Origin of the sequence: Comamonas sp. Z3 (genome assembly GCF_008121565.1) — a bacterium.
GTDB classification, from domain to species: domain Bacteria; phylum Pseudomonadota; class Gammaproteobacteria; order Burkholderiales; family Burkholderiaceae_C; genus Comamonas; species Comamonas brasiliensis.
Genome location: NZ_VOQU01000001.1, coordinates 112,218 through 131,539, shown reverse-complemented (window position 1 = coordinate 131,539; position 19,322 = coordinate 112,218). Strand labels below are relative to the sequence as shown.

Annotated in this window: 16 protein-coding genes; 10 read left to right on the top strand and 6 right to left on the bottom strand. The window is 62.3% G+C overall.

Features of this window, described 5'->3' with window-relative positions:
• Positions 1 to 63 precede the first annotated feature (63 nt).
• Genes prpC through prpF form a run of 5 tightly spaced genes read left to right on the top strand, consistent with a single transcriptional unit; the run spans position 64 to position 6,226 of the window.
• On the top strand, positions 64 to 1,269 hold the full coding sequence (gene prpC / locus FSY59_RS00660) for a 2-methylcitrate synthase (RefSeq protein WP_003057475.1): 1,206 nt from the start codon (positions 64 to 66) through the stop codon (positions 1,267 to 1,269).
• A 31-nt stretch (positions 1,270 to 1,300) separates the two neighbouring features.
• Complete coding sequence (locus tag FSY59_RS00655; RefSeq protein WP_232536090.1) at positions 1,301 to 1,735, top strand: GntR family transcriptional regulator; 435 nt, start codon at positions 1,301 to 1,303, stop codon at positions 1,733 to 1,735.
• Positions 1,736 to 1,756: 21 nt separating this feature from the next.
• Positions 1,757 to 4,393: a Fe/S-dependent 2-methylisocitrate dehydratase AcnD gene (gene acnD / locus FSY59_RS00650; RefSeq protein WP_148728288.1), complete on the top strand. Its 2,637-nt coding sequence runs from the start codon at positions 1,757 to 1,759 to the stop codon at positions 4,391 to 4,393.
• Positions 4,394 to 4,402: 9 nt separating this feature from the next.
• Complete coding sequence (locus tag FSY59_RS00645; RefSeq protein WP_148728287.1) at positions 4,403 to 4,978, top strand: 2'-5' RNA ligase family protein; 576 nt, start codon at positions 4,403 to 4,405, stop codon at positions 4,976 to 4,978.
• 54 nt (positions 4,979 to 5,032) lie between these two features.
• Entirely contained in the window at positions 5,033 to 6,226 is a 1,194-nt protein-coding gene (prpF, locus tag FSY59_RS00640; RefSeq protein ID WP_003057481.1) for a 2-methylaconitate cis-trans isomerase PrpF, read from the top strand.
• A 51-nt stretch (positions 6,227 to 6,277) separates the two neighbouring features.
• Here the strand turns inward: prpF and FSY59_RS00635 are convergent, their stop codons facing one another.
• Together FSY59_RS00635 and prpR are read right to left on the bottom strand one after the other, a co-directional pair.
• Entirely contained in the window at positions 6,278 to 7,225 is a 948-nt protein-coding gene (locus FSY59_RS00635; RefSeq protein WP_148728286.1) for a sensor domain-containing diguanylate cyclase, read from the bottom strand.
• Positions 7,226 to 7,418: 193 nt separating this feature from the next.
• A complete protein-coding gene (gene prpR / locus FSY59_RS00630) occupies positions 7,419 to 9,428 on the bottom strand; it encodes a propionate catabolism operon regulatory protein PrpR (protein WP_148728285.1) in 2,010 nt (669 codons plus the stop codon).
• 183 nt (positions 9,429 to 9,611) lie between these two features.
• On the opposite strand from prpR, the gene FSY59_RS00625 reads away from it, so the two are divergent.
• From FSY59_RS00625 to FSY59_RS00615, 3 genes are all read left to right on the top strand, one after another.
• The gene (locus FSY59_RS00625) at positions 9,612 to 10,586 is read left to right on the top strand and encodes a tripartite tricarboxylate transporter substrate binding protein (protein ID WP_003057487.1); all 975 of its coding nucleotides are present in this window, start codon (positions 9,612 to 9,614) and stop codon (positions 10,584 to 10,586) included.
• Positions 10,587 to 10,661: 75 nt separating this feature from the next.
• Positions 10,662 to 11,663, top strand: coding sequence for a tripartite tricarboxylate transporter substrate binding protein (locus FSY59_RS00620; RefSeq protein WP_148728284.1), 1,002 nt, complete (start codon positions 10,662 to 10,664; stop codon positions 11,661 to 11,663).
• 125 nt (positions 11,664 to 11,788) lie between these two features.
• Positions 11,789 to 12,649: an oxaloacetate decarboxylase gene (locus tag FSY59_RS00615; protein WP_003057491.1), complete on the top strand. Its 861-nt coding sequence runs from the start codon at positions 11,789 to 11,791 to the stop codon at positions 12,647 to 12,649.
• Between the two features lie 94 nt (positions 12,650 to 12,743).
• On the opposite strand, the gene FSY59_RS00610 is transcribed toward FSY59_RS00615, so the two are convergent.
• The 3 genes from FSY59_RS00610 to FSY59_RS00600 all read right to left on the bottom strand — a co-directional run bounded on the left by FSY59_RS00610 (position 12,744) and on the right by FSY59_RS00600 (position 14,174).
• Positions 12,744 to 13,100 carry a hypothetical protein gene (locus FSY59_RS00610; RefSeq protein ID WP_232536089.1) on the bottom strand — a complete coding sequence of 119 codons (357 nt, stop codon included), beginning with the start codon at positions 13,098 to 13,100 and terminating at the stop codon, positions 12,744 to 12,746.
• A gap of 112 nt (positions 13,101 to 13,212) precedes the next feature.
• Positions 13,213 to 13,431 carry a DUF4287 domain-containing protein gene (locus FSY59_RS00605; protein WP_003057496.1) on the bottom strand — a complete coding sequence of 73 codons (219 nt, stop codon included), beginning with the start codon at positions 13,429 to 13,431 and terminating at the stop codon, positions 13,213 to 13,215.
• A gap of 176 nt (positions 13,432 to 13,607) precedes the next feature.
• Positions 13,608 to 14,174, bottom strand: coding sequence for a TetR/AcrR family transcriptional regulator (locus tag FSY59_RS00600; RefSeq protein WP_148728555.1), 567 nt, complete (start codon positions 14,172 to 14,174; stop codon positions 13,608 to 13,610).
• A gap of 150 nt (positions 14,175 to 14,324) precedes the next feature.
• On the opposite strand from FSY59_RS00600, the gene FSY59_RS00595 reads away from it, so the two are divergent.
• A complete protein-coding gene (locus FSY59_RS00595) occupies positions 14,325 to 15,542 on the top strand; it encodes an MFS transporter (RefSeq protein WP_148728283.1) in 1,218 nt (405 codons plus the stop codon).
• A gap of 44 nt (positions 15,543 to 15,586) precedes the next feature.
• Here FSY59_RS00595 and FSY59_RS00590 read toward each other — a convergent pair whose 3' ends face one another.
• Complete coding sequence (locus FSY59_RS00590) at positions 15,587 to 16,510, bottom strand: LysR family transcriptional regulator (protein ID WP_003057500.1); 924 nt, start codon at positions 16,508 to 16,510, stop codon at positions 15,587 to 15,589.
• Positions 16,511 to 16,638: 128 nt separating this feature from the next.
• Here FSY59_RS00590 and metE point away from each other — a divergent pair, with 128 nt between their 5' ends.
• Positions 16,639 to 18,960, top strand: coding sequence for a 5-methyltetrahydropteroyltriglutamate--homocysteine S-methyltransferase (gene metE / locus FSY59_RS00585; RefSeq protein ID WP_148728282.1), 2,322 nt, complete (start codon positions 16,639 to 16,641; stop codon positions 18,958 to 18,960).
• The last annotated feature ends 362 nt before the right edge of the window (positions 18,961 to 19,322 follow it).

Genomic DNA, 19,322 nt, shown 5'->3' with positions numbered 1-19,322 from the left:
GCGTAGATTGCGAAGTATCGCAGACCAAACCACCTCAGAGTCCACAACTTCCAGGAGACACCCATGAGTACCGCAGCCACGGCATCTGCCACCACCACCGGCGCCAGCCAGCAGATTCCGGCAAGCACCACCGCCGGTTTCAAAGCCAAGAAATCAGTCGCCCTCTCCGGCGTCACGGCAGGCAATACGGCGCTCTGCACCGTGGGCAAGACCGGCAACGATTTGCACTACCGGGGCTACGACATTCTGGACATTGCCGAGGTCTGTGAATTCGAAGAGATCGCCCATCTGCTGGTACATGGCAAGCTGCCCACACAGGCCGAACTCAAGGCCTACAGAGCCAAGCTCAAGGCCTTGCGCGGACTGCCTGGCAGCGTGAAGGCTGCGCTGGAACAACTGCCAGCCGCCAGCCACCCCATGGACGTGATGCGCACTGGCGTCTCTGCCCTGGGCTGCGCACTGCCAGAGAGAGATGACCACAACCTTCCTGGCGCACGCGATATTGCCGACCGCCTGATGGCCAGCCTGGGCTCCATGCTGCTGTACTGGTATCACTTCAGCAACTCGGGCCGCCGCATCGAGGTCGAAACCGGGGACGACTCCATCGGCGGGCACTTTCTGCATCTTTTGCATGGCGCCAAGCCATCCGAGAGCTGGGTACGTGCCATGCATACTTCGCTCAATCTGTATGCCGAGCATGAGTTCAACGCCTCGACCTTCACGGCCCGCGTGGTGGCTGGCACGGGCAGCGATATGTATTCGGCGATCACTGGGGCGATTGGTGCGCTGCGTGGTCCCAAGCATGGTGGAGCCAACGAAGTGGCATTCGAGATACAGAAGCGCTATGACAACCCGGCCGAAGCCGAGGCCGACATCCGCCGCCGCGTGGATGCCAGGGAGGTCGTGATCGGCTTCGGCCACCCGGTCTACACCGTGAGCGACCCCCGCAATGTTGTGATCAAGGGCGTAGCCAGGAAGCTGTCGGACGAAGCCGGCAGCACCAAGATGTACGATATTGCCGCGCGTCTGGAGTCGGTGATGTGGGAAGTCAAGAACATGTTCCCCAACCTCGACTGGTTCAGCGCCGTCAGCTACCACATGATGGGCGTTCCCACTGCCATGTTCACGCCGCTGTTCGTGATTGCGCGCACCAGTGGCTGGGCAGCGCACATCATCGAGCAGCGCCAGGACAACAAGATCATTCGCCCCAGCGCCAACTACACAGGCCCGGATGATTTGAAGTTCGTTCCTATCGACGAACGCCAGTAAATCTCTTCCGAGCGCCATGACCGCCAAGCCCATGCAATCCCATTCACTGTGCATTGCCATCGCCGACAAACTGCGTGAACGCATTCTGAGCCACCGCTTGCCGCCCGGCTCGGACACCAACGATGGTGCGCTGGCGCGGGAGTTTGGCGTGAGCCGCACCCCCGTGCGCGAAGCCATGAAGCTGCTATGCCACGAAGGCCTGCTGACGGCCCAGCCAAGGCGGGGCATGACGGTCACTCGACTCACGACGGCTCAGGTGGCCGAGGCCCAGCAGCTGTGCTCCTTGCTTGCACACCACCTTGCGCAGTTGCAATGCCAGCAGCCCCGGGGCGGCACAGAGCTGACCGAGCGCCTGTATGCCATCGCACAAGCAAGGCTGCAACTGGCCTTGGGTCCCGCACCGCGCACTCCCCTGACGTTTTCCGCCCCACTGATCGAGCACCAGCGCACAGCTCCGGCGCTCTGAGAACCGCGAACAGACAAGACAATGAACACGCCCCAATTCCAGCCTTACCGCAAGCCCCTGCCAGGCAGTCAGCTTCACTACTTCGATGCGCAGGCTGCTGTGGAAGAGATCTCTCCCGGCGCTTGGGCCACCTTACCCTATACCAGCCGCGTCCATGCCGAAAACCTGGTGCGCCGTTGCAGCCCGGCCATTCTGGACGAATGCCTCACGCAAATCATTGACCGCAAGCGCGAGCGCGACTTTCCCTGGTTTCCGGCCCGCGTGGTCTGTCATGACATCCTGGGCCAGACGGCTCTCGTGGATCTGGCCGGCCTGCGTGATGCGATTGCCGGGCAAGGTGGCGATCCGGCCGCCGTCAATCCCGTGGTGCCCGTGCAGCTGATCGTGGACCACTCGCTGGCCGTGGAGTGCGGTGGCGACGATCCCCAAGCCTTTGAGAAAAACCGCGCCATCGAAGACCGGCGCAATGAAGACCGCTTTCATTTCATCGAGTGGTGCAAACAGGCCTTCAAGAATGTGGAGGTGATTCCGCCGGGCAACGGGATCATGCACCAGATCAATCTGGAGCGCATGAGCCCTGTGATCCATGCTATCGATGGTGAAGCATATCCCGATACTCTGGTGGGCACGGACAGTCACACGCCGCATGTCGATGCCCTGGGCGTGATCGCCGTGGGCGTGGGCGGGCTGGAGGCCGAGAGCGTGATGCTGGGTCGCGCATCGTGGATGCGCCTGCCCGAAATCGTTGGCGTGCAGCTGAGCGGCAAGCGTCAGAAAGGCATTACCGCCACCGATATCGTGCTGGCCCTGACCCAATTCCTGCGTCAGCAAAAAGTGGTGGGCAGCTATCTGGAGTTCCATGGCGAAGGCGCACGCAGCCTCTCCATCGGCGACCGCGCCACCATCTCGAACATGGCACCCGAATACGGCGCCACGGCGGCCATGTTTGCGATCGACGAACAGACGATCGACTATCTGCGCCTGACGGGGCGCGAGCCCGAGCAGGTGCAACTGGTAGAGCGCTACGCCAAACAGGCAGGTCTGTGGGTAGACAGTCTGGAGAATGCCGAGTACGAACGTACGCTGAGCTTTGACCTGTCCGGCGTGGTGCGCAATATGGCCGGCCCTTCCAATCCACACGCCCGCCTGGCAACCAGCGAGCTTGCGGCAAGAGGCATTGCCGGTGAATGGACGCAAACCGATGGCAGGATGCCCGATGGAGCGGTCATCATTGCAGCCATTACCAGCTGCACCAATACCAGCAATCCACGCAATGTGATCGCGGCCGGCCTGCTGGCGCGCAATGCGCGCAATCTGGGTCTGACGCGCAAGCCCTGGGTCAAAACCTCTCTGGCTCCCGGCTCCAGGACCGTGCCGCTGTATCTGGAACACGCCGGTCTGCTGCATGACCTGGAGGCGCTGGGCTTTGGCGTGGTGGCCTTTGCCTGCACCACCTGCAACGGCATGAGCGGCGCACTTGATCCCGCCATTCAGCAGGAAATCGTGGATCGCGACCTCCACACCACCGCCGTGCTCTCCGGCAATCGCAACTTCGATGGCCGCATCCACCCCCATGCCAGGCAGGCCTTCCTGGCTTCGCCGCCGCTGGTCGTGGCCTATGCGATTGCGGGCACCATCCGCTTCGATATCGAGAACGACGTGCTGGGCCTCTTCCAGGGCCGCGAAATCCGCTTGAAGGACATCTGGCCCAGCGACGAGGAAATCGATGCCGTGGCCAAGGCCGCCGTCCACCCCGAGCAGTTCCGCGCGGTCTATGAGCCCATGTTTGCCATCCGCGCAGACCAGAGCGAAAAGGTCGGGGCACTGTATGACTGGCGCCCGCAGAGCACCTATATCCGCCGCCCGCCCTACTGGGAGGGTGCGCTGGCCGCTAAGCGCACGCTGCGCGGCATGCGCCCACTGGCCATACTGCCCGACAACATCACCACCGATCATCTCTCGCCGTCCAACGCCATTCTGATGGACTCGGCCGCAGGAGAGTATCTGCACAAAATGGGTCTGCCAGAGGAGGACTTCAACTCCTATGCCACGCATCGCGGCGACCACCTGACCGCACAGCGCGCTACCTTTGCCAACCCCAAGCTCTTCAACGAAATGGTGGTGGACGACCAGGGCAAGGTGCGCCAGGGCTCTCTCGCCCGCGTCGAACCCGAAGGCCGGACGCTGCGCATGTGGGAAGCCATAGAGACCTATATGGAGCGCAAGCAGCCGCTGGTCATCATCGCCGGAGCCGACTATGGCCAGGGATCAAGCCGCGACTGGGCCGCCAAGGGCGTGCGCCTGGCCGGTGTGGAGGCCATCGTGGCCGAGGGCTTCGAGCGCATTCACCGCACCAATCTGATCGGTATGGGGGTGTTGCCGCTGGAGTTCCTGCCCGGCACAAGCCGCCACACACTGGGGTTGAATGGCACCGAGAGCTTTGATGTCATCGGCCAGCGTAGCCCCCAGGCCACGCTTACACTTCATATCCACCGAACGACTGGTGCCCGCACCGAAGTGCCGGTGCTGTGTCGCCTCGATACCGCTGAGGAAGTCTCGATTTACGAGGCCGGTGGCGTGCTGCAGCGCTTTGCCCAGGACTTCCTGGCGGACAGCGCAGCGGCCGATTCCGCATCGACGGCTGAACTTGTGAGCTAAGGAGCAGCGATGAGCCAGGCACGCATACTGATTGTCACCCAGCCCAAAAGCCCGGTACGTGATCGCCTGCGTGCCCGGATCAGCGCTTTGGGCCTGGATGGGGAGCTGGGCGAGCGGCTGTTCTCTCCAGGCAACTGGCACCAGACCTGGTGTGGCCCGTTTGACTCGGGGCAAGAGGCAATGCTCGCCTTGTTGGCCGCAGGCAATGCCGTGCAAGAGGCGCAGCTGAAGGCCTTCGAGCTCAGCTTCAACCGCGTTCGCGGTGAGGTGGGCGAGCGCATTCACTGGTCTTTGCGCACCCGCGGACGTCCAGAGCCTTTCAACCGACTGCTGACAACGCTACAGACAGCGTTGGAATCCCACGGCTTCAAGGATGGCGGCCATGGACCGCATATCACCATCAGCTACAGAGCTCTGCATGCCCTGCCCACTAGGCGTATCGACCCCGTCGACTGGCTGATCGATGAGATCCAGCTGGTCGAGCGAACCGACACAGGCAAGCAGTTACGCTACCGGGTACTGCATCGCTGGCCATTGGCTTCCGGCTCTCCGCCTCGTCCTCAACAGCTACGCCTGTTTCACTGATTCAAGGCTCAAGCCCTGGCTTGAGCCTTGAATACCTTGTTTGTTTGCCATTCCATGTCTCTTACTTCGCAAATCCGCATTCCCGCCACCTATATGCGCGGAGGCACCAGCAAAGGTGTGTTCTTCAAACTGCAGGATCTGCCCGAAGCGGCCCGGCAACCCGGCCCTGTTCGCGACGCCATCTTTCTGCGCACCCTGGGCAGCCCCGACCCCTATGGCAAACAGATTGACGGCATGGGCAATGCCTCATCCTCCACCAGCAAGGGCGTGATCCTCAGCCAGAGCGCAAGCGCCGATCACGATGTGGACTATCTGTTTGGCCAGGTTTCCATCGATCAGCCTTTTGTGGACTGGAGCGGCAACTGCGGCAACCTGAGCGCTGCCGTCGGCCCCTGCGCCATTCACATGGGCCTGATTCCGGCCGAGCGCATTCCGCTCAACGGCGTGGCCACCATTCGCATCTGGCAAGCCAATATCGGCAAGACCATCGTCAACCATGTGCAGATCCGCGATGGCCAGGTGCAGGAGACCGGGGACTTCGAATTGGACGGCGTGACCTTTGCCGCTGCCGAAGTGGCCCTGGAGTTCCTGGATCCCGCCGATGAAGGTGAGGGCGGAGCGGCCATGTTTCCCACCGGCAATGTCTGCGACGAGCTGGACGTGCCCGGTGTCGGCCGCTTTTGCGCAACCCTCATCAATGCCGGCATTCCGACCATCTTTCTCGATGCCAGAGAGCTGGGCTATACCGGCTGCGAACTGCAGGATGCCATCAACGGCGATGGCCCCGCCCTGGCCAGGTTCGAAGCCATCCGCGCCCATGGCGCACTCAGGATGGGTCTGATCAAGCATCTGGACGAAGCCGCCACGCGCCAGCACACGCCCAAGATAGGCTTTGTGGCCCCTGCGCAAAGCTATATCGCCTCAAGCGGCAAAACCATTGCCGCCCGGGACATCGATCTCGTGGTGCGGGCGCTTTCCATGGGCAAGCTGCATCACGCCATGATGGGCACGGCCGCCGTCGCCATCGGCACGGCTGCCGCCATTCCAGGCACGCTGGTCAATCTGGCGGCGGGCGGCGGCGAGCGCCAGTCCGTGCGCTTTGGCCATCCCAGCGGCACCCTGCGTGTGGGGGCCGAAGCCAGGAGCGAGCATGGTCAATGGCTGGTCACCAAGGCCTTGATGAGCCGCAGCGCCCGCATTCTGATGGAAGGCTGGGTACGGGTGCCGGGCGAGGTGCTGCAGGCCTGACACCGGGTATTGCCCTGCCGGGCGCCTGCCGCACGCAGGCCTGGGCAGGGTTCAAGCGCCCAAGATGACGCTTTCAATCCGGTGGCGGCCCTTGTTCTTCGCCGCATAGAGCTGCCGGTCCACGGCCTCTATAAAGCCGGCAGGTCGATCATGCTCTGCCGGCAGCACCGTGCCCGCACCAATGCTCATGGTGACCTGCCGGCCATGGGGCGACAGCGCATGCACGATGGACTGTTTCTGGATCAGGCGCTGGCAGCGCTCGGCCACTTTTTGCGCGGTTTCTGCATCGGCTTCGGGCAGCAGCACCACAAACTCCTCGCCACCGTAACGCGCCACCAGGTCACGCTGTCCGTCCAGCGCCAGACGCAGGGTCTGCGCAATATCCACCAGACATTTGTCGCCCTGGATATGGCCGTACAAATCGTTGTATTGCTTGAAGAAATCAACATCGAACAACAGCATGGACAGGGGCTTGCCATCGCTGCGCGTGCGCTCCCATTCCCGCTCGAAGCTGGTATCGAAGCAGCGCCGATTGGCAATGCTGGTCAGACCATCCTTGAAGGAGAGCACCTCCAGCTCCTTCTGCAGACTCAGCAGCCTTTCCTCGGTCTTCTTGCGTTCGCTGATGTCGAACATGAAGCCGATCAGCGCCTGGGCCTCGCCTTGCGCATTGCGCACCACATGGACCACATCGCGAATCCAGACATAGCCGTTGTCCTTGGTCAGAGCGCGATAGTCAGCCTCATGGTCCACGCCAGCCTGGGACTGGCTCACGCAGAAATTCACCACATATTCGCGGTCATCGGGGTGCATGCGCATGGCCCAGTCCTCGACGCTGACCCAGCTCTCACGGCTCCAGCCAAGCAGGCTCTCGATCTGAGGGCCGATATAGGCGAACTTCATGGTCGCCCAGTCGATCTTCCAGGGAATGGCCTTGGTGGACTCCAGCAAGGTTCTATAGACCGCACTCTCGTTCTCAAGCTCGCTCACGTCGGACATAACCCGTCTCTCCCGATCCCAATCGATAAAACTCCAGCCTGCCTTGTGGTCCGTCCCGGCCTTGCCGCGCCTGCAGTCTTCGAGACCTCGAAAGCCCGAGGCTGGCAGGAGATTGTTGCGCCAGACGCCGGATTTCAGGCCGTGCATCCCAGCCATTGGCGAAAATAATACGTACGACAGCGCGGGACCTCGGCTAAGCCTTCATGCGCCGCCACAGAGTGGCCCGGCTGATGCCGAGAATTTCACAGGCCCGGCGCTGATCGCCCCCGACCGACTCCAGCACCTCGCGCAATCGCTTCTGTTCGGCAAGGCGACCCGCGTCTCTGAGCTGTGCCTGCCGGGGTGCGGCAGGCTCGGCCAGAGCCAGGCCATCGGCACACTCCGGGAAGACCTCAAGCAAGCGCGCCCTATCCAGAAAGCCGCCCCGGCCTGAGCCCAGATAGTCGCTACAGGCCAGCAGACGCTCCACCCAGTTGTCGAGTTCACGGACGTTGCCGGGCCAGTCATGCGCCGCAGCCCTGGCCAGCAGTGCATCGAGCTGCTGCTCCACCCTGTCATGCAGTGCGCGGGGCAACCCGCTTGCAGCGCTCAGGCGCTGAGCCAGCATGGCGCGGCCCAGTTGCGCAATATCGGCAGTGCCACGCATTTGCAGCGAAGGCGTGCTCAGCCGCAGCACCGCCAGCCGGTAATAGAGGTCGCGGCGGAACTGGCCACGCCCGACCTGACCAGCCAGGTCCGCATGGGTGGCGGCAATCACGCGCACATCCACGGGAATCGGCGTGGTGGAACCCACGCGCAATACCTCGCGCTCCTGCAGCACGCGCAACAAGCGTGATTGCAGCGCCAGCGGCATGTCGCCAATTTCATCGAGAAACAGGGTCCCGGTATGCGCAGCCTCTATCAAGCCGATCTTGCCGCCGCGCCTGGCTCCGGTAAAAGCGCCTTCCTCGTAACCGAAAAGCTCGCTCTCCAGCAAGCTTTCGCTGAGCGCTGCGCAGTTGACCGCCAGAAATGGCTGCTCTGCACGCCGTCCCGCGCTGTGAATGCCTTGCGCCACCAGCTCCTTGCCGGTCCCGCTTTCGCCCAGAACGAGCACCGTCGCATCGCTGTTCGCATACTGCCTGGCCAGCAGTCGCACGCGCTGGGCAGCGGGACTGCTGCCCAGATAGTCCTCAATGCGCCAGCGCACACCGGTAGCTCTTTGCCGCTGACTGGCACGCAGGCTGCGATCGGCCCGCTGGATCACGGCGGGATCGCGGCAGACCAGCAAAGCGCCGCTCACCAGCCCGTTCTCCACAATGGGCGCACGTCGCACCACCAGGGTACGCAGGGCCAGTTGCACCACCTCTTCCCCCCCCTCCTCACCCGCCAGTGCCCGGGCCGTGCCCAGGGTCGGAGCCACCTCGTCCAGCATGCGGCCGTGCAAGGCCTCGACCGGGCCCCCGAGCAAGGCGGCCATGCGTGGGTTCAGCGCGCAAATGCGGCCACGCTCGTCCACGGCCGCCACACCGTCCTGCAACTGATGCAACACGGTTTCCAGCCGTTGATGCCGGTCACGCTCGGCGCGGCGATGCCGGGCCAGCAGCATGGCGTCGCTGAGCGCCTGGCGCACCGAAATATCGGAATACAGCAACACGCTGGCCATGCCCGCCTGCTCTGCCAGATCGGCCACCAGGCCCGGCGCCACCACGGCGCCAACGCCCGACTCCCTGAGTTTCTGCACGCAGGCCTGGGCGTCATGCGGACCTTGATAGGCGATCTGGACCAGACCCAGGCCGAACAGGCTGTCGAACTGCGCCACCACCGGCGACGGCACCTCGAAGTTGACCAGACCCACGCGCGGAGCTTCTTCGGTGGTCTGCAACTTGGCCTGGCGCAGCGCCTGCAGCAAATCCAGGCCACGCACTTCGACCATGGCCATTGGAATGTCCACGCGTTCTCGAATCCAGGCACCACTGGCTCCCGCCCCCACCAGGGCATCGATGGGCTGGCGCAGATTGAGCGCCTGCACCTGGGTCACCGCATCGTCGAAAGAAGCCGAGATATGCGAGAACCTGGCCTCACCCGACCAGAGCTGTGCCAGCCGCTCCAGCACCCGCCCCACACGGTAACGGCCTACGGTGACGATGTGAGGCAAATGCGGCTGGCCAGCTGTCGGCATACGTTTGACGCCATCGTTCGATATCGCATTTGTTTCATTCATGAAAACGATTATTTCATTCTCAAAACAGAAGCCACACACCACCGCAGGCAGGCATTCCACAAAACCACAGAAACTCCAATGATTTCAATCACTTGAGATGCAAAGGGTTTTCCCTAGATCCGTCTGGCACAGTGCTTGCGGTAACAGCCCATACCAATAGGGATTTGGATCCAGGAGATATCCATGTTTTTGAACCGTCGCAATCTGGTTGTCCAGGCCTTGACTCTTTCCGTGCTGGGCGCAACTGGCCTGGCCCATGCCGCCGACTGGCCCACGCGCCCGATTCGCCTCGTGGTGCCGTTTTCCGCAGGCGGCGCCAATGACTTGATGGCCAGATCGGCGGCCGAAGGCGCTTCCAAGATCCTCGGCCAACCCGTGGTGATCGACAACCGCCCCGGCGCAGGTGGCACCGTGGGTGCCGATATCGTTGCCAAGGCCCAGCCCGATGGCTACACGCTGCTGGTCAGTGCGGCAGGCGTCATCTCCAACAGCATGATCAAGAAGACCATGCCTTTCAAGGATGATGCTCTGCAGCCCGTGGTGATGATTGGCCTGGCACCTTCGGTGATCGTGGTGCCCAAGAACGCGCCCTACAACAATCTGCGCGACTTCGTCGAAGCCTCGAAGAAGGGCGCAGGCTTCAACTTTGCCACCGCCGGCACGGGCAGCACGCCGCACTTCGTGGCCGAGATGCTGAATGTGAAATACGGTGCCAAGCTGCAGCCCGTGCCCTACAAGAGCGGTTCGGAGAGCACCACGGCCGTGCTGGGCGGCCAGGTTGAAGGCACGTCCGAAGCCAGCATCATCGCACTGCCGCACATCATTCATGAGGGCAAGTTCAAGCCTCTGGCCACGACCTGGACCCAGCGCATCTCCGCCTACCCCCAGCTCTCCACCGCCGTGGAGCAAGGCTTTGCCGACCTGCAGATCGCGCATTGGGCCGGCATTCACGCCCCCAAGGGCACACCACCCGCCATTCTGGACAAGCTGGCTGCTGCCGTGGACAAGGCCATGAAGGAGCCCGCCACCGTGGAAAAGCTCAAGGGCCTGGGCATCGAGCCGGTCGGCGGCACACGTGCGGAGTTCGTGAAGTTTGCCGATGCCGAGCGCAAGCGCCTGGGCGAGATCGTCAAGGCAGCTCATATGCAGGAAAAGTGAGCTGCGCAAAAAACATAGCAGCCAGCGCATGCCCCATATGCGCTGGAGCCTTATAACAATACCGAGACCTGATTCATGATTTCCCGTAGAAACGCCTTGCTCAGCGCCACTGCCTGCGCCGCTGCCACCACCGCCTTGCTGGGCGCTGCCCCTGCCGCTCTGGCCCAGGGCTCTGAAGCCTGGCCCACCCGCACCGTCAAGCTCATCGTGCCCTATGCAGCAGGCGGCTATGCCGACACCCGCGCACGCCTGATTGCCGACTCGCTGGGCAAGGTGCTGGGCCAGCCCGTGATCATCGACAACCGTGGCGGTGCCGGTGGCGTGACGGGCACGGATGCCATCGCCAAGGCCAACGACGGCCACACCTTCGGCTTCGGCTCTCCCGGCCCCCTGGTCACCAACCCCATGCTGATGAAGAAGATGCCCTATGACGCCAGGACGGCGTTCAAGCCCATCATCCTCATCGAGCAGGCCCCCCTGTTTCTGACCACGGCTCCCAACCAGCCCTTCAAGAGCGTCCAGCAACTGCTGGCCCATGCCAAGGCCAAGCCCGGCGATCTGACCTATGGCTCCTCGGGCGTGGGCGGGGCCCACCATCTGTCGGGCGAACTGCTGGCCTACCAGACCCAGACCCAGCTGACCCATGTGCCCTACAAGGGCGGCTCGCTGGCGGCCTCCGACCTCATGGGCGGCCATCTGGCCATGATGTTCGAGATGGGCTACTCGGCCCTGCCTTCGATCAAGGCCAAAAAGATCAATGCCCTGGCCGTCTCCAGCAAGACCCGCCTGGCCGTGCTGCCCGACGTGCCTACTCTGGACGAAGCCGGGGTCAAGGGCTTTGAGTCGTACAACTGGCTGGGCATGATTGCGCCGGCCGGTACGCCCGACTCCGTGGTGGCCAAGCTCAACCAGGCCGTCAACGAAGCGCTCAAGAACGACAAGTCGCTGCGCCAGATGATCGAAAGCAGCGGCGGCCAGATCATGGGCGGCACGCCTCAGGCCTATGGCAAATACCTGGAGGCCGAGCGCGCCAAGTGGGGACCGGTGATCAAGAACGCGCATATTTCGCTGGACTAATCCTCTGCGGAGCTGGGAGGCAGCTCTGCCTGACTGCACCCGCCAGAAGTGCATGCTGCTATCAAACCTGATAGCTGGATACAGCCATCAGATAAGCGTCAAAGTCCTTTTTAACAAGAAATCTCATGAACCCGAAACAACAACTGAAGGCCCTGGCCGATGCCCGCCGCGGCGTCATCGTGCCCGGAGCCTTCAACGCCATGTCGGCGCGGCTGATCGCCGACCTGGGCTTTGAAGCCATCTATGTGACCGGTGCCGGCGTGACCAATATGTGGTTCGGCATGCCCGACCAGGGTTTTATGGGTCTCAGCGATATCGCCGACCATACGGCCCGCATCCGCGACGCCGTGGAGGTGCCGCTGCTGGTCGATGCCGACACCGGTTTTGGCAACGCCGTCAATACCTACCATGCCGTGCGCACGCTGGAGCGTGCCGGTGCCGACTGCATTCAGCTCGAAGACCAGGTCAGCCCCAAGCGCTGCGGCCACTTCAATGGCAAGGCCGTGATCGAAACCAGCGAAATGCTGGGCAAGATCCGCGCCGCCGTCGATGCGCGCCGCGATAGCGGCACCCTCATCATGGCCCGTACCGACGCTGCAGCCGTCCATGGTTTTGAGGCCGCCATCGAACGCGCCCAGCAATTCCAGGAAGCCGGCGCCGACATCCTGTTTGTCGAGGCCGTCACCCAGGCCGAAGAAGTGCGCGCCCTGCCGCTGCGTCTGCAAGCCCCGCAGCTCATGAATATGGTCATCGGCGGCAAGACCCCCATCTTCAACGCCGACGAACTGGGCGAGCTGGGCTATGGCTTTGTGCTGTACGCCAACGCCGCACTGCAAGGTGCCGTGGCCGGCATGCAAAAGTGCCTGACGCTGCTGCGTGACGATCACAAGGTTGATGAGGACCCTGCCATCGTTGCTCCGTTTCTTGAGCGCCAGCGCCTAGTGAACAAGGACTTCTGGGATGGGCTGGAGCAGAAGTACCAGTAACCCCAGGGCATGTCCCGAGGAGCAGGCAGCGTGCAACGCCTGGACATCAAGCGTTGCACGCTGTTTTTTTGATCATCCCGCCTGGAGGCAGAGCCTATGGAGCAGGTCCTGGCCTGACCTTCAGCTCACGGCGACAGGCGCGCAGCATCTGGCGTGGGTAGCGGCTGCCATCCGCGAACAGGCTTTCTTCGTACTTCTGGCGGAGATGCCGCATATCCAGGTCCGATTTGGCAATCCGGCCCCGACCCGCCTTGAAGTCTGCAACCGCAGCTTTGTGCCATGCGCAGAAGATCGCCCAGACCATCAGCTGATGCGCCTCACTCCACGCTTTGGCATGGGCTTGCGCCATCTCCCAGTGTTCGGACAGCTGGGGAAACATCCGCCCCGTCGCCGGCCATGCGGCGTCCGTCAGAAATCCATATTTGCGATGGCCAGAGCCGCAACGCTTCACGGAGCACTTTCTTGAATTTCATGGGGATCGCTGGAGGTGCAGGGCTCGCGACGGATAGACAGTGCCAGGTCGCACGTCACTTCTGACGCCCGCGACTCGGCACGATGCACTCTCACTGGGCCCCGGATTGCGCCCGATGGTATGCGACCAGCGCGTTCGCATGTCCATGGCCGATGCCATGCTCGACCTTGAGATACGTGACCTGCTCCATATGTTTCTTGTCGTGCAGGCCTTCGAGAATCTTGATCCAGTGCGTGACCGGCTGGCCGTAGGTTTTCTCGATGGAGGGAAAGTAGGAGGCCGGGCCTTTGATCTTCGGTTCAGTTGTCATGTGCAGCTCCAAGGTTTGGGTGAAGAGTCATGCGCAAAGCATCACCGAAGCCCGGCCACTTTTCCATCAGGATTGCGCCGCATGCAACAGATACAGCAGCGCCGCCACTGTGTCTTCCTGAACCCGTCTTCGGTGGTCAGCCTGCAGACATCGAAGATACCCGCTTGGGCACCAGCTCAGGCCGCCTTCCAGCCCTGCAGCATCAGCTCCAGCGCCTGCAGGGCCTCGCTCAGGCGCTCGGGCGGGGCGCCCTCCTCGGCAATCCAGAAAGCCGCTTCGATCAGGCAGCCGTTGAGCAACCTTGCCAGCGCCGCTGCACTGGCATTCACGATGATGCCCTCGTCGATGAGCTGCTGCAAAAAGCCCGCGATAAAAGCAATGCATTGCTGATGCTGCGGCCCCTGATCGGTACCGGTGAGCACAGAGCGCGCATCCTGCAGCACGATGCGACGAATCTCAGCCTCCTGCGCCATGGCCAGATAGGCCCGGCAATAGGCCAGAAAGCCTTCCCATGGATCGGCATGGCCTCGCAGCACAAGCTCCAGCCGCTGGTCCATTTCTTCATCCATCTGCGCCACCACGGCAGCCAGCAGACCAGGCTTGCCACCAAAGTGGTGATAGAGCGCGCCGCGCGTCAAACCGGCCTGCGCGGTCAACTCGTCCATCGCTGCCTGGGCATAGCCATGCTCGGCGAAAGCGCTGCGCGCCGCGCTGATCAGCTTGGCTCTGGTGGCTTCGATCATGCTGGCACGACTCTGGCGAACTTGGGTCACTGCGAACTCCCGGCAATATTCACATACAAAGCGTATGCCAATCATACGCGCTACCTCCCAAGCTCCTAGAATGTCACTCGCATACACAATGTATGCAAATGAATCTATGCAAGGGTTTCCATGTTGAATGCTTACCGCAAGCTGTTTACGGCGCCGGGCAGCACGGGTTTTGTGCTGGCCGGGCTGTTGGCGCGACTTCCGCTGTCCATGACGGGGATCGGCTTGATCACCATGCTGTCGCAGCAGCGCGGCGCCTATACGCTGGCAGGCATGGTGTCGGCCTGTTTCGCGCTCTCGATTGCCGTTCTGGCACCGCGCATCTCGGCGTTGGTTGACCGTTACGGCCAGTTCAGGGTGCTGCCGTTTGCGGCCGCCAGCAGTGCGCTGTCCATGCTGGCGCTGCTTGCCTGTGCCCACTGGCAGGGACCGGACTGGATGCTGCTGGTACTGGCCGCTGCCGTCGGCAGCCTGCCCAGCATGCCAGCGATGGTTCGCGCCCGCTGGACGGCAATCTACAGCGGTACGCCTCAGTTGCAGACAGCGTTTGCCCTGGAGGGCGTGCTCGATGATCTGGCCTTTATCGTCGGCCCGCCACTGTCGGTAGGCCTCAGCATGCTGCTGTTCCCCGAGGCCGGCCCGCTGGCTGCGGCGCTGTTCCTCATCATCGGCGTGGGCCTGTTTGTGGTGCAACGCCGCACCGAACCACCTGTCAGCCCGCATACCGACTCGGAAAAAGGCAGGACTTCGTCGATGCTGCGCCAGCCTGTGGTGCGCACGCTGGCGCTGTTCATGCTGGCGCAAGGTGTCATCGTGGGCGTGATCGATGTGGCCAGCGTGGCCTTTGCCACGGCACAGGGCCAGCCTGGCATGGCCAGTGTGGTGCTGTCCTTCTATGCACTGGGCTCCTGCGCCATGGGCTTGCTGTTTGGCACGCTACGCCTGCAGATGCCGCTCAGCCGCCAGATCGTCTGGGTCGGGGCATCGGTCGCCATCTCCGCCCTGCCCCTGCTGCTGGCCAGCAATCTGACCGCACTCACGCTGGCCGTGCTGCTGGCAGGCATTACCTTTGGCCCGACGATTACCGTGGCCATGAGCCTGGTGGAGCAGCAGGTACACACCAACCGCCTGACCGAGGGCATGACCTGGCTGCTGACCGGCCTCGCCAGCGGCGTGGCCCTGGGTGCAGCCGCTGCCGGCTGGCTGATCGACCACTGGGGCGCACAGCAATCGTTTGTGCTGACACTGCTGGCGGGCGGCGCCATGTGGCTGTGGGGCGTGCAAGCCGGACGGCAAGCCGACCGGGCGTCGGCACCGGGCATGACGGCCATCAACATGTGAATCAGCCGTCATCGATTATCCAGCAATAGATTTAAGCTATCTTTTCAGGAGTCTTTCTGAGGAGGTGCCGCAGCAGGCAGAGCCAGGCCAGGTGCTCGTGCCAGCGCAATAAAGGCCTGTAGATAGTCGGTATGCAACTCTGCCTCGCGCGCGCCGAGGTAGATTTGCTTGGCTATCCCCTTGCTGCCCAGCTTCACGGGTACGACGGCCATCTTTTCGGCATATTCCAGAGCCAGCCAGCGCGGCAGGGCCGCGACACCCCGACCGCTGGCGACCATCTGCATCATGATGTCGGTGGTCTCTATGGTTTTATGGCGCCTGGGGGCAATGCCTTTGGGCAGCAAAAACTGGGTATAGATATCGAGCCGGTCTACGGCCACGGGATAGGTAATCAGCACCTCGCGAGACAGATCACCTGGCTTGACATGGCCGGCCTGGGCCAGGGCGTGATCCGCAGCCACCACCAGCACCTGCTCATAGTCAAAGACGGGCTCAAAGTGCAGACCCGGCTTGAACAGCGGATCGGGGGTGACCAGCATGTCGATCTCATAGCCGAACAGCGCACCGATGCCGCCAAACTGAAACTTCTGCTTCACGTCCACGTCCACATCGGGCCAGGCGGCCAGATAGGGTGAGACGATTTTCAGCAGCCACTGGTAGCAAGGATGGCATTCCATGCCGATGCGCAAGCTGCCGCGCTCTCCCTGGGCAAATTGCTGCAAGCGTGACTCGGCCAGATCCAGCTGAGGCAGCACGCGATTGGCCACCGCCAGCAGGTATTGACCCGCCTGCGTCAAGCGCAGGCTGCGCCCTTCACGCAGCCAGACATCGGTGCCGAGCTGGGCTTCCAGCTTTCTCATGCTGTGGCTCAGGGCGGACTGTGTGACGCACAACACATCGGCTGCCGCAGTCAAAGAGCCTTGTTTTTCAACCTCTTGCACGATGGCGAGATGGATACGCTCAATCATCTGTGAACACAATTCATGGATACATGAGAAACAACCATTTTACTTCATGTATCGATTCAAAGAACATCCAGTCCGCTGACCCGAGCCACTCTGGCCATGGGCCAAAGATCAAAAGACTGGATTTCTGCATGACGACTATTCACAACCTGGGCTTTCCTCGCATCGGCGCAAAGCGCGAACTGAAGTTCGCGCTGGAGTCCTACTGGAGAGGCGAGACCTCGCGCGATGCGCTCAAGGCGCTGGGCGCCGAGCTGCGCCAACGCCACTGGGGTGCCCAGCAAGAGCTGGACTGGGTGCCCGTGGGCGACTTCGCTTTCTACGACCAGGTACTGGACATGAGCTTTACGCTGGGCAATCTGCCCGAACGGGTGCAAGGCTTCGAAGGCGATGCGCTGGACAACTACTTTCGCGTGGCCCGCGGCCGTTCGGCCATCACGGCCGAATTCCGCAGTACCGGCCACACCCACTGCTGCGCTGGCGTCGCCGCTGGCGAGATGACCAAGTGGTTTGACACCAACTACCACTACATCGTGCCCGAGTTCAGCTCGACCACCGAATTCAAGCTCGATGCATCGCGCCTGCTGGAACAACTGGCCGAAGCCAGGGCACAAGGCATACAGGCCAAACCGGTTCTCATCGGCCCCGTCACCTATCTGGCGCTGGGCAAGGCCAAGGACGGCGCCGGCAAGCTGGAGCTGCTGCAACGCCTGCTGCCAGTCTATGCCCAGCTGCTGGATGTGCTGGCGACCCAGGGCGTGGAATGGGTGCAGATGGACGAGCCCATTCTGGTCACCGAGCTCGATGGCGACTGGCAACATGCGTTCAACACTGCCTACCACCACCTCAAGAGCTGCAGGGTCAAGCTGCTGCTGGCGACCTATTTCGGCCAGTTGGCCGAAAACAAGTATCTGGCAGCAAACCTGCCCGTGGCCGGCCTGCACATCGATGCCGTCAATGGTCAGGACGATGTGCAGCAACTGCTGGGTCTGCTTCCTGCACACAAGGTGTTGTCCCTGGGGGTGATCAACGGCCGCAATATCTGGAAAACCGATCTGAATGCCGTGCTCGACTGGGTGGAGCCGCTGGCCGAGCGCCTAGGCGAGCGTCTCTGGATTGCGCCATCGTGCTCCTTGCTGCATGTACCCGTGGATCTGAACAGCGAGCAAAGGCTGGATCCCGACATCAAGTCCTGGCTGGCCTATGCGCTGCAAAAGCTCGATGAGCTGCGCGTGCTGGGCAAGGCTTTGCGCCATGGCCGAGATTGCGTCAAGCCCGAACTGGCCGATAACGCTGCCGCTCTGGCCGCCCGCCGCAGCTCTCCCCGCGTCCACAGCCCTGCGGTGCAAGCGGCAGTCAGGCAGATCAGCCCCGAGCAGGGCCAGCGCCAGAGCAGCTACGAAGCACGCGCCCCCAAGCAAGCCCGCCTGCTCAAGCTGCCAGCCTTCCCGACCACCACCATCGGCTCTTTCCCACAGACGGCAGAGATCCGCCAGGCACGCAGCGAATTCAAGGCCGGTCGCCTGGATTTCGCCCGCTACCAAGGCGCCATGCGCGCCGAGATCGAACGCTGCGTGCAAGAGCAGGAGGCCCTGGGGCTGGACGTGCTCGTGCATGGCGAGGCCGAGCGCAACGACATGGTCGAATATTTCGGCGAACAGCTCGACGGTTATGCCTTCAGCCAGTTCGGCTGGGTCCAGTCCTACGGCTCACGCTGCGTCAAGCCGCCCATTCTGTTCGGCGACATCAGCCGCCCCAAGGCGATGACGACGGAATGGATCCTGTACGCCCAGTCCTTGACCCGCAAACCCATGAAAGGCATGCTGACAGGCCCGGTCACCATTCTGAACTGGTCATTCGTGCGCGACGACCAGCCGCGCGCCACATCCTGCTACCAGCTGGCTCTGGCGATTCGCGCAGAAGTGCTGGACCTGGAAAGAGCTGGCGTGCGCGTGATCCAGATCGACGAGGCCGCATTGCGCGAGGGCCTGCCATTGCGCAAATCACAATGGCAGGAATACCTGCACTGGGCCGTGGAAGCGTTCCGCATCAGCGCCAATGGCGTTGCCGATGCAACCCAGATTCACACCCATATGTGCTATTCGGAATTCAACGACATCATGGCGTCGATTGCGGCCATGGATGCCGACGTGATCACCATAGAGACTTCGCGCTCGGACATGGAGTTGCTGGAGGCTTTCGAGCACTTCGACTACCCCAATGAGATCGGCCCGGGGGTCTACGACATCCACTCGCCCAATATTCCCACCAAGGCAGACATTCTGCAGCTCATGCAGAAGGCAGCAGAGCGCATTCCCGCCGAACGCCTCTGGGTCAATCCCGACTGCGGCCTCAAGACACGCCAATGGGCCGAAGTGATTCCCGCGCTGCAGCATATGGTAGACGCCGCCAAGACCTTGCGCCAAGGTGTCGCGCTGACCGAAACCGTCTGAACCGAGGCCCTGCGGCCTTTGGCGTTCGGCCCAGGCATTGCCTGGGCTTTTTCATGGCGAGCGGCAGACAGCCTGCAGCGGCCGCATGAGCGCCCGGTGGCAAGAACGCGGCCGCCCGCTGCCCCATGTGCAGCCATATGCAGCTCTTCAACCACACGAAAGCAGGCACATAAAGCAAAAAGCCCTGCAGACTGTTATCTGCAGGGCTTGTGCCACAAGTTTGGAGGCGCGAACCAGAGTCGAACTGGTCTAACCGGATTTGCAATCTGAATGATTCATTTCATATCAATGACTTACAAACCCGCTACCTTTCTCGCCACCGCAACCAAATTTGCACCTAATTCTCGTTGTGGCGGCACAAC

Bases quoted from the DNA above. Each gene is read 5' to 3' on its own strand.
- prpC (WP_003057475.1), top strand. From the start codon at position 64: ATGAGTACCGCAGCCACGGCATCTGCCACCACCACCGGCGCCAGCCAG.
- FSY59_RS00655 (WP_232536090.1), top strand. From the start codon at position 1,301: ATGCAATCCCATTCACTGTGCATTGCCATCGCCGACAAACTGCGTGAA.
- acnD (WP_148728288.1), top strand. From the start codon at position 1,757: ATGAACACGCCCCAATTCCAGCCTTACCGCAAGCCCCTGCCAGGCAGT.
- FSY59_RS00645 (WP_148728287.1), top strand. From the start codon at position 4,403: ATGAGCCAGGCACGCATACTGATTGTCACCCAGCCCAAAAGCCCGGTA.
- prpF (WP_003057481.1), top strand. From the start codon at position 5,033: ATGTCTCTTACTTCGCAAATCCGCATTCCCGCCACCTATATGCGCGGA.
- FSY59_RS00635 (WP_148728286.1), bottom strand. From the start codon at position 7,225: ATGTCCGACGTGAGCGAGCTTGAGAACGAGAGTGCGGTCTATAGAACC.
- prpR (WP_148728285.1), bottom strand. From the start codon at position 9,428: ATGAATGAAACAAATGCGATATCGAACGATGGCGTCAAACGTATGCCG.
- FSY59_RS00625 (WP_003057487.1), top strand. From the start codon at position 9,612: ATGTTTTTGAACCGTCGCAATCTGGTTGTCCAGGCCTTGACTCTTTCC.
- FSY59_RS00620 (WP_148728284.1), top strand. From the start codon at position 10,662: ATGATTTCCCGTAGAAACGCCTTGCTCAGCGCCACTGCCTGCGCCGCT.
- FSY59_RS00615 (WP_003057491.1), top strand. From the start codon at position 11,789: ATGAACCCGAAACAACAACTGAAGGCCCTGGCCGATGCCCGCCGCGGC.
- FSY59_RS00605 (WP_003057496.1), bottom strand. From the start codon at position 13,431: ATGACAACTGAACCGAAGATCAAAGGCCCGGCCTCCTACTTTCCCTCC.
- FSY59_RS00600 (WP_148728555.1), bottom strand. From the start codon at position 14,174: ATGATCGAAGCCACCAGAGCCAAGCTGATCAGCGCGGCGCGCAGCGCT.
- FSY59_RS00595 (WP_148728283.1), top strand. From the start codon at position 14,325: ATGTTGAATGCTTACCGCAAGCTGTTTACGGCGCCGGGCAGCACGGGT.
- FSY59_RS00590 (WP_003057500.1), bottom strand. From the start codon at position 16,510: ATGATTGAGCGTATCCATCTCGCCATCGTGCAAGAGGTTGAAAAACAA.
- metE (WP_148728282.1), top strand. From the start codon at position 16,639: ATGACGACTATTCACAACCTGGGCTTTCCTCGCATCGGCGCAAAGCGC.